11 protein-coding genes are annotated in these 12,630 nt (G+C 46.5%); 1 reads left to right on the top strand and 10 read right to left on the bottom strand.

The genetic code is table 11. From position 1 onward, the window contains the following. Positions 1 to 10 precede the first annotated feature (10 nt). From ABDW16_RS07420 to ABDW16_RS07405, 4 genes are all read right to left on the bottom strand, one after another. Entirely contained in the window at positions 11 to 484 is a 474-nt protein-coding gene (locus ABDW16_RS07420) for a hypothetical protein (RefSeq protein ID WP_343668770.1), read from the bottom strand. 3 nt (positions 485 to 487) lie between these two features. Further along, a complete protein-coding gene (locus ABDW16_RS07415; RefSeq protein ID WP_343668769.1) occupies positions 488 to 970 on the bottom strand; it encodes a hypothetical protein in 483 nt (160 codons plus the stop codon). Positions 971 to 1,150: 180 nt separating this feature from the next. Next, entirely contained in the window at positions 1,151 to 4,504 is a 3,354-nt protein-coding gene (locus ABDW16_RS07410) for a PQQ-dependent sugar dehydrogenase (protein ID WP_343668768.1), read from the bottom strand. A gap of 183 nt (positions 4,505 to 4,687) precedes the next feature. Continuing rightward, positions 4,688 to 6,922 (bottom strand): DPP IV N-terminal domain-containing protein, encoded by a 2,235-nt coding sequence (locus tag ABDW16_RS07405; RefSeq protein ID WP_343668767.1) that lies wholly within the window; start codon positions 6,920 to 6,922, stop codon positions 4,688 to 4,690. 99 nt (positions 6,923 to 7,021) lie between these two features. Here ABDW16_RS07405 and mgrA point away from each other — a divergent pair, with 99 nt between their 5' ends. Beyond that, a complete protein-coding gene (gene mgrA / locus ABDW16_RS07400; protein WP_343668766.1) occupies positions 7,022 to 8,017 on the top strand; it encodes an L-glyceraldehyde 3-phosphate reductase in 996 nt (331 codons plus the stop codon). 88 nt (positions 8,018 to 8,105) lie between these two features. Here the strand turns inward: mgrA and ABDW16_RS07395 are convergent, their stop codons facing one another. From ABDW16_RS07395 to ABDW16_RS07370, 6 genes are all read right to left on the bottom strand, one after another. Next, positions 8,106 to 8,867: a phosphosulfolactate synthase gene (locus ABDW16_RS07395; RefSeq protein WP_343668764.1), complete on the bottom strand. Its 762-nt coding sequence runs from the start codon at positions 8,865 to 8,867 to the stop codon at positions 8,106 to 8,108. Between the two features lie 77 nt (positions 8,868 to 8,944). Beyond that, positions 8,945 to 9,424 carry a DinB family protein gene (locus ABDW16_RS07390; protein WP_343668763.1) on the bottom strand — a complete coding sequence of 160 codons (480 nt, stop codon included), beginning with the start codon at positions 9,422 to 9,424 and terminating at the stop codon, positions 8,945 to 8,947. Positions 9,425 to 9,583: 159 nt separating this feature from the next. Beyond that, complete coding sequence (locus ABDW16_RS07385) at positions 9,584 to 10,486, bottom strand: sterol desaturase family protein (protein ID WP_343668762.1); 903 nt, start codon at positions 10,484 to 10,486, stop codon at positions 9,584 to 9,586. 12 nt (positions 10,487 to 10,498) lie between these two features. Continuing rightward, on the bottom strand, positions 10,499 to 10,654 hold the full coding sequence (locus ABDW16_RS07380) for a hypothetical protein (protein ID WP_343668761.1): 156 nt from the start codon (positions 10,652 to 10,654) through the stop codon (positions 10,499 to 10,501). Positions 10,655 to 10,668: 14 nt separating this feature from the next. Then, on the bottom strand, positions 10,669 to 10,791 hold the full coding sequence (locus tag ABDW16_RS07375; protein WP_343668760.1) for a hypothetical protein: 123 nt from the start codon (positions 10,789 to 10,791) through the stop codon (positions 10,669 to 10,671). 3 nt (positions 10,792 to 10,794) lie between these two features. Then, a complete protein-coding gene (locus tag ABDW16_RS07370) occupies positions 10,795 to 12,618 on the bottom strand; it encodes a sulfatase-like hydrolase/transferase (RefSeq protein ID WP_343668759.1) in 1,824 nt (607 codons plus the stop codon). Positions 12,619 to 12,630: the final 12 nt, after the last annotated feature.

Below are 12,630 nucleotides of genomic sequence, written 5' to 3'. Positions count from 1 at the left end.
TTGACCTAAATTATCTTCCTAATAATAGTCCATTTAATTTTCGAAGTTCTTTTTTGTAAACAAAAACCAGGATTAATATAAAGCCGATTGTTACCCAGGTAAATTTTATCCATCGCCGGCCGGGGGCATCTTTATTAAATTCGACAAAATTGGTATTGGGTATGTGGTATACTTCTATTTCGCTTAGCTCTTTTAACCGATTATATTCACCTGTGATAGTCGATTCCTGAAAGGTCTCGCCCTGGTAGCTTAAGGTTACCCAACAGGTTTGGCTTCTGCCACCGCCGAGACGAACATTATCTATATGCATTGTGACCAATTGCGCATCTTCTCCTCTTACGTATTGAATACCTAACCATATGTGGCCTATCAGGCAGACTATGATCAGCAGAAGTATGTTGATCTGTGGCTTGCCCCATTTAGGTTGGTCGGTTCTGGTTCGCTGTCCGGGTATGCTGATGGGAGGTCTTCTTTTCTTTTTCATGGGTCATGGTCTTACGTGGTGGCGTTGGTGGCGTCTCCTGCGGAGTCTTGCCATCCTTACTTTTTCTTTTCTTTTTTTCTCATTTTTCTTATCTATCTTCCAGGCAACAATCAACATTCCTATCACTAGCAGGATAATTATACCTCTTACTAATAAGGGCGACTTCCTTTGTTCATCTTCATACAGGATCACACTTTCATCCGGCAGATATTTCATAGTCACTTCATCATCGATCTGATGCGTATTATAAAACACTTCACTCACTCTTCTCATTCTTTGCACTCCGGCCCCTTCAAATTCTGCATAAAAATCAATTCTTCTCCGCGATCTTGTAATTTGATATAAGTTAGTGATCTTTGTGCTGATAGGAACGCCCCTGGTGGCTACCCTAAATTTAGCAAGGTCCGTCTGCAATTCCATACAAGCCAGTAAAAGTACAAGAACGCTGATGGCTAATACCAACCGAAAGAAGATCATATTTTTCATGGTTGGATTTTTTTAACGCCCGGTCTTAATACAGTCAGCTAAAACGGTGGTCATCTTGTCCCTATAGATGAGCTGACAGGCAAACAAACAACATAAAAAAATGCCCCAGGTATAATATTTCATGATAAAGGAAATTTATAGAAAAGCATGGAGGTCTTCATCGACCTCCATGCTTTTGCCCTACAATTTAATAAATTTCCTATTTATCCTCTTCTCTCCATCTCTAAACTGTATAATATAAGTACCCGGCGTCAGCCTGCTCACGTCGATTTTACCACCTTCTGAACGCAGGTAGCTGCTTTGTCCGCTGGCTACGTTCACTATGGTAAAGAGGCCGTCGCTGGCTATTCCGCTAATGTTAAGGTAATTGTATACCGGGTTCGGGTAGATCTTCAACGACTTTTGCGGTGTGGTAGTCGTGTAATTAGTTAACCTTGCGGCGCTGTTGCCGTATACTTCCAGTTCGAAAATAGAGTAACCATAACCTGTGGTTCTGGCTGTACCGTAAATTCTTACGTAACGACCCGCAGCTGTTAAACCCGTGTGATCGTTAATGAGATCATTATTGCCGGTCACAGTTTTTACTGTATGCCAGTTGCCAACGGTATCTGCCACCTGTACGAGGTAGTCTTTGCCTTTGGCATTTTCCCAGGTAATTTTCACTTCACTGATATTATACCTTGCCCCCAGGTCTACATAGATCGAGGAAGGATCTTCGAATGCGCTGGACCAGCGGGTATTCAGATCGCCATCTACTGCTGCGGAACCAGGCATGGTCACGGCGTTTTCATTGCCAGATACCACTACGTTTTTATTCAGTGCCAGGTTAGCACTGCTGCCATTGCTTACGGTAATGCTTACCGGGATGGAAGTAGCCGTGAGCCCAGCATTGTCTGTAGCTTTGGCAGTGAGGGAGTAGCTGCCGGCTGGTACGTTTGCCCAGGTAAAGGTGTAAGGCGCATCGGCATCCTCTCCTATCTTAGTGGTACCCTGGTAGAATTCTACATTGGTGATGGTGCCGGTAGAATCTGAAACTGCAGCATCTATTTCGATGTTATCGCCTGCGGAGAATGTAGTATTGTTCGCAGGAGCACTCAGGCTGATCACCGGCCCTTCTACACTGCCCGCCAGTGCAAAGGTGAGATAGTTGACATTGAAGTCTGTCGCATCCAGTGATACGCGCAGTACTTTCACACCTTTGGTCAATACAGGTGTAGTGATAGCAACCGTTTGCCATGCCTGGAAGCCACCAGTAGTTGGTACAGTGATATTGCCGGAGATGTTCTGACCATCCAGTTCTATGTGCATGGTCTTCGCGGCACCAGGGTTAGCTACACGCACAGACAATGTGTATTGAGCAGCCGTCGTCACATCTATCGTATATTCCAGCCACTCTCCTGCCGCTACATAGCCAATATTAAAGCCACCTTCGGAACAGTTCTCAAGGTCCACATCTTCGGTGGTACGATATTGATTGCCCGCATTGCCGGTGGAGTTGTCATGGTAAGCAATGCCTTCACCACCGAGGTCGAAGTTTTCAATTTCGATCTTGCCGGGAATAGGTGTAGGAGTGGCGAAATATGGATTCTGCAGGTTCGCACCGAGGGCATAGTTTGCCGTGAAGGTGCTGTCTTTTGCAGGCACGCGGATCGTTTGACTGGCAGCACCACCATTGCTCCAGGAAGCGAATTCGTAGTACTTGCCGTTCAATACCTGTGGCGTAACGGCTTCCAGGGCGATCGGTGTATTGACCACAAGTGTCTTTGTGAATGGCGCCGTGTTCTGTGCACCAAGTATAAGTTGTAACCCGGCGATGTTAGCAGCCGCGGTAATATTTACTTTATTAGGAATGATATCCAGTGAATCCACACCGGTACGGCCCTGTGAGTCACTTACAGTGAGCAGGATGCGTAACCATACATTCGGAGAAGTTTCACCGCCATTGTCGGCAACAAAGGTGCCAGAAGTTACCCCATTGGGCACAGCAGGACCAGGGTGATAGTGTAAATTGCCCGGACCATCCTGGTGATAGAAACGTACTTCCCACTGATATTTACTGGCAGGAATGGTGCCGTCTTCTGCATCTGTAGCTGTAGCTGCAAAGTGAACGGTATCGCCTACATTCCAGGTGAGTGTAGACAGTGGTGCGGAGATGTGTGGCACGGGGCGTGCATTGAATGGCAATACGGTGAGCTTTGCATTGTCACTGGTATCCCGGCCTGCACTGTTGCTTACAATACAGCGATAATTAGCTGAATCAGCAGCGGCAACAGCTGCAATCACGAAAGTATCGGCAGTAGCGCCGGCAATGTTTACGCCATTCTTTTGCCATTGGTAAGTTAATGGTAAAGCACCGGAAGAGGTGACGGAGAATGCAACAGGATCGCCGGTCACAATAGACTGGCTTTGCGGCTGATTCACGATCAGGGGCAATTGAGTGGTATCGTATTCAAGGCGATACAATGATCCGCCGTTACCATAATATACAAAGTAAATATTACCATCCAGCCCTACACTGGTGCCTAATACACTTCTGAAACCGGTGGTAGAAAAAGTCGTAGCACCAGCCCCGGGATTGGTAGCATCTACACTTTTAAACCAATCCGCACACCAGTCGGAGAAGTAAAAACGATTCTTGTATTCAACCGGATACCTTGTATTCGTTGGATTGAAGAACACACCAGAAGTGATAGCACAACCCCAGCCATCATGCGGATAAGCAAATACAGGTGCAATGGTAGAATCAGGTTGTTCCGGACCAGACTGCCCTTTGCCATCCCAGCCATAGTTATAATGTTTGGCAGCATCCGGGGCAGTGACGTCGTCAATCTCTTCATAGTTACCACCTACATTGACCACAAATATTTTTCCGGATACAGGGTCCAGTGCCATTTTCCATGGGTTGCGCATACCGATGGCCCAGATGCTTCTTTGCTGGCGGGAAGCATTGGGGGTATTGTAATATGGATTACCCGGAGCAGGCTGCCCATTGTCGGTGAGACGCAAAATTTTTCCGCGATAGGTATCCAGTTTGGTAGCTTCTGCAGGAGAATTACTTTCTCCGATAGCTACATACAGGTAATTGTCTTTGAAGAGGATGGCACCACCATTGTGAAAGCCATTGATGATAGGATCGAATTCCATAATGCGGGTCGTGTCTGTAACCTGGTTGGCAGCGTTGATGGTAACGCGGTCCAGGTAGTGCACGGTACTGGCGGCATTGGTGTAGAAGATATAGAACTGACCATTGGTGGCAAACTGCGGGTGCAGTGTGATGCCTAACAGCCCCTGTTCATTTGCAGTAGTAGTCGATACAGCGTGTACGATGGAGACAGTACCGTTTTGATAGACTTTTACATTGCCGCCACGTTCGGCAATAAAGATGCGGCCATCAGGTGCATGGGCCAGGGCAGTGGCTTCGTTGATGTTATTGCCTGAGAGCTGTTTGAGCACAAATGCAGATGGCAATTGACTATAAGCAGGACTGGCATAGAGAAACACCAACATTAAAATGGTGAGTAGGTTTTTCTTCATGTATAGGATTGTTGATGAATGAATATAGGAGGATATATTTAAGGCATGGTTTAGACTTGTCTTCGTTAATGGCGGTTGTAAAATAAGAAAGATATTGGATAACGTGTCAGGGGAATGTAAAATGCCGGTAAGTACCGGCATTTACGCAGAAAAATGATGTAGATATATGTTATAAGTATCCCGTTAATTTCTATCAGGTGGTGTTACTCCTAATAAATTCTTCACAAAGAAATCCCGCTTTTTCATTCTGCCATATGGTCCGCCATCACTATGCCCCATACCGGGTACCACCAGCAGATCGAAATCTTTATTGGCTTTGATAAGGGCATCTACTACACGGTAGGTAGATTCAGGAGGTACATTGTTATCTGCCTCGCCTACGATGAGGAGGAGTTTACCTTTGAGTTTGCCGGCATTGGTTACATTGGACTGAGCGGCGTAGTGCGGGCCTACAGGATACCCCATCCATTGTTCATTCCACCATTGTTTATCCACACGATTGTCGTGACAACCGCAGGACGATACAGCAGCTTTGTAAAATTCAGGATGGAAAAGCAGCGCACCTGCTGCATTCTGGCCACCGGCAGAAGTGCCATAGAGACCTACACGGGTAGTATCTACATAAGGATATTTACCAGCAAGGGCTTTGATCCACAAAATACGGTCAGGAAGACCTGCATCAGCCAGGTTTTGCCAGCATACGTCGTGAAATGCTTTGGAACGGTTAGCGGTGCCCATGCCATCAATCTGTACCACGATAAAACCTAATTCTGCAAGACTTTGCATTTCGCCAAATGTCATAAAGGTTTTGGGTACGAAAGCATCCTGCGGGCCTGCATAAATATTCTCAATGACAGGGTACCTGCGGGTACTGTCGAAGTTGCGGGGGCGGCATACTATGCCCCATATATCAGTTTGCCCATCGCGGGCCTTAGCAGTGAATACTTCGGGCATGCGCATGCCGGTAGCGAAATAGTCGTGTAGGTCTGCTTTTTCTACTTCCATAATTTGCCTGCCATCAATCGTGCGATGCAGGGTGGTAACGGGCGGTAAGTCAGGACGGGAATAGTTGTCGAGATAGTACGTTCTGTCAGGAGAAAAGCTAAGGTTATGCTGGGCGTTTTCTTTTGTGAGAGCAACAAGATGAGTGCCATCGAAACTGATCCGATAATAGTGAATATTGTAAGGGTCTTCGCCGGGGTTCATGCCGCTGGCTTTGAACCAGATTTCTCTTTTCTTTTCGTCTACACTGTCGATGTCGCGTACCACGTAGGGTCCTTTGGTAATTTCGTTTTTAATAGTACCCTTGATAGCATCTACCAGGTATAAATGATACCAGCCATCTTTTTCGGAGGACCAGATAATTTCATTGGTAGATTCGAGGTAGTGGGTAAAGATGCGGGATTCGTAAATGAAGGTCTTTGTTTGTTCATCTACCAGGTTGCGGGTATTGCCATTGGCAGCGTCTACTTCTATGATGCGGAAACGCTGGTGACCACGGTCTGCTTTTTCGTAAGTAAAATAGCGGGGGTCGTCTTTGCGCCAGCGCAGGTAAGGCTTGCCGAGAAAATCGTAAAGGGGTGTGTTGACTTTGGTGGCCTTTTTATCCGCCGTGTTAAAAATAAACATTTCGAACGAGGTGAAAGGGTCACCGGGTTGTGCATATTCTTCTGTATCCAGGCGGGCACGGGTCTGATCAGGGAGCGAAGAAAGTAAGTGGTGAATAGATTTTATTTTTTCAGGACGAATGCGGTAGCCGACAAAGTACTTGCTATCAGGAGACCATTTCAGTGCACCGTAGGGTTGATCGATATTGCCATCGGTGGTGAGCTGCATGGAATCAGTAGCGCCGGCAGCTTTGAGGAAGACATTGCCGTTTTGAATAGAGGTGATCCATTCCTTGTTTGGAGAGGTAGTGTCAGAAGCGGTGTTGTCATCGTGAAAGAACCAGCGGGATACTTCACGGAAGTTCGTTTGCGGGATGGTAGTAGCAGGTGTTTTGGCCGGTGTGCACTGGCCGTTTTTATATTCGTACCATTGCTCTTTGATAGCGAATTTGAGTGTGTTTTTATCAATGATCAGATCAGTGATGGGCAGATGTTTGCTATCGTATATTTTCAATGCTGCTGCAAGTTTTTCGTGATCGAATGCAGGGGCTTTGGTGCCTTTCACAGCATCTACGAGGATGAATTCAACCGTGCTGTCTGCCAGGTAGTTTTTGTACCAGAATGATTTATTATCAGCCTGCCAGTGAGGTTTGACAGTGAGTTTATAAGCTTTGCCACGAATGATGGAATCGAGATGGGCCGCTTGCTGGTAAGCAGTTTTTTCTTCAGCAATGGATGGCTGATAGGGAGGTAAGGATTGGGCCCTGGCAAATGCAGGGAATAAGATGATCAGCAGGAAAATATTTTTCATAAGGATAAATTTAAGGGATGCACGGTCATATGGGTTTGCGGATTTTAGCTTTTTGTGAGCGAATGTTATTATCTTGGGGCTCCTAAATTTTCACGAAATATGAATGCTTATGTACCTGCTGGTGACCGGTATGAATCCATGCAATATAACCGTTGCGGGAAAAGCGGCATCAGGCTCCCGGCTATTTCGCTGGGGCTGTGGCACAACTTTGGTTCCATAGATACTTTTGAAAACGGCAGAAAGATTGTACGCCGTGCCTTTGACAGGGGCATTACCCATTTTGACCTGGCGAATAACTATGGGCCTGTACCTGGTTCGGCAGAAGAGAATTTTGGGAATATCCTGAAAAAAGATTTTACCGGGCATTTAAGGGATGAACTGATTATTTCTACCAAGGCAGGTTATCTTATGTGGCCTGGTCCCTATGGTGAATGGGGTTCCCGGAAATATATGTTATCCAGCCTGGATCAGAGTCTGAAAAGGATGCAGCTGGATTATGTAGATATTTTTTACTCTCATCGTCCGGATCCTGATACACCGATAGAAGAGACAATGGGGGCGCTGGATACGGCTGTGAGACAAGGGAAGGCGCTGTATGTAGGTTTATCGAACTATACAGCAGAACAGACAGCGGCAGCGCTAGCGGTATTGAAATCACTTGGTACGCCTTGTTTGATTCATCAGCCCAGGTATTCTATGTTTGAGAGATGGGTAGAGAATGGCTTGCTGGATGTGCTGGAAAGCAATGGTGTGGGATGTATTCCTTTTTCACCGCTGGCGCAGGGATTATTGACAGACAGGTACCTGCATGGTATTCCGGAGGGATCGAGAGCGAGCAAGCCGAGTGGGTTCCTGAAAGCAGAGCAGATAACGCAGGAAAAGCTGGATAAGATCAATAAGCTGAATGTAATTGCACAACGGAGAGGGCAGTCCCTGGCCCAGATGGCACTGTCATGGTTACTGAAGGATAGGAGGATTACGACCGTATTAATTGGCGCGAGTTCTGTGGAGCAGCTGGATAATAATTTAGGGGCGTTGGAGAATTTGAGGTATACGGTGGAGGAGCTGGAGGAGATAGAGGGAATACTGAAGTGAGGTCAGATTGAACCGTGTAGCATTCGAAAGGATGATATCCTGCTAAGTTATATAGGCTCCCCGGGTATTCCCCGGGGAGTCGTTTTTTTTACAGGTAAAAATGGAAGCTATCGCCTCTCAGGCCGACTCTCATCGCTTCGAGGGAAATGACTTCATGCGCAGATATATTGCCCAGGTTGGCATTGCAACCTATCAAACGAAGGAAATACAGCTGCTGATCTTTACGTGGCGCTTCCCAAATAATATTCTCTCCCGGGATCTTTGTGAGGATCTCCTGCACCAGCCCTTCTCTTACTTCACCAGAGTCACGGTACAGCCCCACCGTACCCTGCTCTCTTGCTTCGGCGATTACATAAGCTGCACCGGCATCCATTTCTGCCTTCATGAGTTCAATCCATTTGTAAGGCGGTGTAATGTGCTCACGATCTTTATCTTTGGAACCTACTTCACTTAGTACAGTGCCGAGTTTAGCCAGTTTTTCTATATAGCCGCATTTTTCAGCGTGTGGGATATCGAGTGATCCGTCGGATACTTCAAAATATTTGATACCATATTCCTTCGCTACATTCAGGTAGTCATCGAACTGGTTGCGGATGATAAATGCTTCGAGCAGTAAACCTCCGAAATAGACAGGTACGTTGAAGGAATGGAACAGGTCTATTTTCTCCTTCAGGTTCGGCGTTACGTAGGCCGTACCAAAGGCGAGCTTTACCATATCTACATGGGGTGCTGTAACGGATAAGAAGTCTTTAGTGTCTTGCAGGCTCAGTCCCTTGTCTGTTACCATTGTGATGCCGTAGGAACGAGGCCGTTGCGTACGTTCTGGCATCTTGTCCAGGTTAAAGTTCATTTTCCTAATTTTTTATCTTCCGGGGCAAAGGTATTTAAAAAATCAGGACATGTGAGGGAAAGTTTTGATAGGTGGTTTTAGAGCGATTGTAGTTGTTTCTTTAAGAGTTCTATCTGACCGGTATGGTACATATCATGGAGGGCTACCCCATTGATCAGGTACTTGATGTCGTAGTCCCTGCCGCCTACCTGTGTGTCTAAATCTTCAGGCGAGAGCTCATCGAGGGCATCGAGCAGGTCTTCGTGTACGTTTTCCTGTGCTTCGAGGAGTTGTTTCCAGCCAGCCGCCGGGTCTGCTGCGAGATCAGCTACATTGAGTGATTCTTCCTGGTCGACGTCGAAGGTGATATTGCCCTGTAATTTCTGGATGACGAATTGCTTCCAGTGAGTCATGTGTTTTACGATAGCTGCAATCGAATTCCTGTGGCCGGGAGGTTGCTGAAAAGCCAGTTCGGGGGTGACGCCATCAATGGCACTGCAAAAACTGACCCCTACCCAGTTGTCTCCATCGTAGATCTCGGCATATTGCTGATGGATGTCGAGGTTAAGTGATTTCATAATTTGAGGTTGTTAATGTAAAATACGGAGTGTGAAGGGATTTGCCTAATGATGGTGTAACATTTAATATTAAATTTTGGTTTGCAGCAGTTGTTTTTTTCAAAAAAAAGGATCGCTTATATCAAAGCGATCCTTTTTTGGGGCGAAGCGGAAAAACCATCATGACCCTGCCACTACCGCAGGCGCCTCAGGCGGCAAGGCATCCCCTACCATAGGGCCATTTGCCGCCAGTTCGCTGCCTTCTTTTTTAGACTTGAATATAGGCCACATAAACTGGGCATACCACTCTTCCTGTTTGTAATGTTTGATGCCATACCCGGAAGGATACTGGCGGGTAATAATTCCCGTACCAAAAATCAGGTCCCAGATAAAAAACATGTTTCCAAAATTCCCTTTGTAATACCCTACCCCATCATCTGAAGTATCTGCATGATGCGCATGGTGTGTAGCAGGCGTGGAAATCAGCCTTTCCATTACCCAACCCACCGGCTTCAGCCACTTAATGGTATAAAACGGTTTATCCCATTTAATACTGGAATGCGCACCTGTTGTAATCAGTGCTTTCACTCCTGTTACAAAAAGCACAGGATATCCTAAGCCCAGGTACACCAGTGTGGTGGTGAGATAAATCTGTGAAAAGAAAATGGTATAAATAATATTCTGCCTGCTCGCCATGGCCATACCCATATAAGGCGCTGAATGGTGCGTGCGATGGAACCGCCACAGCCACGGCAGCTGATGATGCAACCTGTGATACCAATACTGTGTAAGATCATCTGCTACTGCTATGATTGCAAAGCCCCACCAGAAAGGTACCCATGCAAATGCATTCTTAGCATCCGGCAGTAAATGGGGAAACAGTAAGAGACCCACATAGGCTACAAAAGGTCTTACCACAATTTTAGGCACTACAAAACAAACGATGTCCAGCACCTTTTCATTTTTCGTCCAGTGGTTTTCATACAGTCCATAAGCAAATTCGATAATACCGACGAGCAGCATGATGACGGGTAGCCCCCAGCCATTGAGATTGCGAAAAATGGTTTCGATATGTACTAGCATATGAATGAGTTTTTATTTGTGAATAGTTGTTGCCGGTTTATCTTTCCATGGCCGCTGGCCCGAAATCTTAAAAGACAATAGCATCAGCACTACCGGCAACGCATAAATAAAGATACTGATGACCGCATCTCTCAATATGCGTTTTTGAGTGACTACTGGTGTTTTCATACCCTTTGTTTTTTTTAGTTAGACAATAAATACCTGACCAGCCATAATAGCAGGCCGATTACCGCCAGTGGAATGAGGAAAATAATGATCCCCACTATGATTTTCCTGATGAGTAACAGTATGTCCTGAACTACCATAACTTATCGTTTTACTTTCTTTGCATTAATTAACTTTCCTGTAAACACATCTTCCCAGTCGATGAGCGGATAGATGTTGTATTTCTTCGCATCTTCGTCAAACTGTTTCTTCAACTCCGCCAGTTTCTCAGGGTACTTTTTAGCAAGATTATGCTGCTCGTTGAAGTCTTCATTCAGGTTATAGAGTTCCCATTCATCTTTGTCGAAGTCCTTCTGCACATCGTGCTTCGTATCTGCATATTCATTCAGGTCGATGTAATCTGGATGATGCGCTGCTGCGGCTTTCCAGCCATCTTTGTACACAGCACGGTTACCGAAGATGTAATAATATTGTTCATTATGACGGGAAGGTGCTTTGGCATTATCAAAGGAGTAAGCCAGTGAGGTACCCTGCAGGGTATCCTGTTTGATGCCTTTGATGCTTGCAGGGAATGGCACCCCTGTTACTTCCAGAGTAGTAGGCAGGATATCCGTCACATAACCGTATTGTGTACGGAGCGCACCTTTGTCAGTGATCTTTTTAGGATAGAACACAATGAGCGGGTTGCGGGTACCACCTTCTGCATATGCATCCTGTTTCCAGAATTTGAAAGGCGTATTAGTGGCCTGTGCCCAGCCTAAAGGATAGTTAGCGTCTGACTCAGGGGTACCAATGAGTGCAATGTTCTCTTCATTGTATTTAGTCAGTTCTGCACGGGTCAGGTTTTTATTACCGCGGGGTGTTTGTTTGGCAGAGACTACACCTTCGTCTGTACCTTCCTTGCTGGCGCCGTTATCGCCTATTACCACATAAATGAGGGTGTTGTCGAGCTGATTGATACTCTTTAAATAGTTGATAACACGGCTCACCTGGTAATCGGTGTAACTGAGGTATGCAGCGTAGACTTCAAAGAAGCGTGCATAGAGTTTTTGTTCTTCCGGTTTGAGGCTGTTCCATGCCTTGATGCGTGCATTGCGGGCAGGCAGGGTGGCATAAGATGGAATGATGCCCAGCTTTTTCTGGTTGTCGAATACCCGCTGGCGGTATACATCCCAGCCTTCGTCGAACTGTCCCTTGTACTTATCGCGCCAGTCTGCAGGTACCTGGTGTGGAGCGTGAGTAGCCGCAGGTGCATAGTAGAGGAAGAAGGGCTTACCCGGTGCCGCCTTTTGCTGGCGGGCAATATAGCTGATCGCTTTATCAGTGAGTTGCTCACTGAAGTGACGGCCATCGGGTTGAATGTTCACATTGTCTTCTACCAGTGCAGGTTTATACTGATCTGTTTGTGAGCCAAGGAAACCAAAAAAATGTTCGAAGCCCTTGCCTGAAGGCCAGTAGTCGAAAGGACCTGCGTTGGAAGTATCTTCATCAGGTGTTACGCCATACTTGCCCACGGCAAAGGTGTTGTAGCCTGCATTTTTCAGCACTTCGGCAATGGTGCCGGAAGAGCTGGGAATACGACCATCCCAGCCGGGGAAACCAGCTGATGAGAAGTAGTGTGCAAAACCGCCCATGTGCACAAAGTGCTGGTTCCTGCCTGTGAGCAATGCTGCACGGGTAGGCGCACAAATGGCAGCTGTGTGAAAGTTTGTATATCGAAGACCATTCGCCGCAAGGCTATCGAAAGTGGGGGTACTGATTAAACCACCAAAAGTACTGCTGGCACCAAATCCCACATCATCCAATAATACAAGCAATACGTTGGGTGCACCTTGTGGCGGGTGCACAGGTTCAGGCCACCACTCTTTGGATTCAGCGAGGGTACGGCCTACAGTGCCCTGATAAGTTTGTGCCGTGGCAGCAAGCGAAGCGAGAATAACGGCAGCAGCTAAAAATTGTTTTTTCATTGACAGTGTTTT

Origin of the sequence: Chitinophaga sp., from assembly GCF_039596135.1 — a bacterium.
GTDB lineage: Bacteria > Bacteroidota > Bacteroidia > Chitinophagales > Chitinophagaceae > Chitinophaga.
Note: the sequence above shows the minus strand (reverse complement) of the source record. Positions and strands in the feature narration are given on the sequence as shown.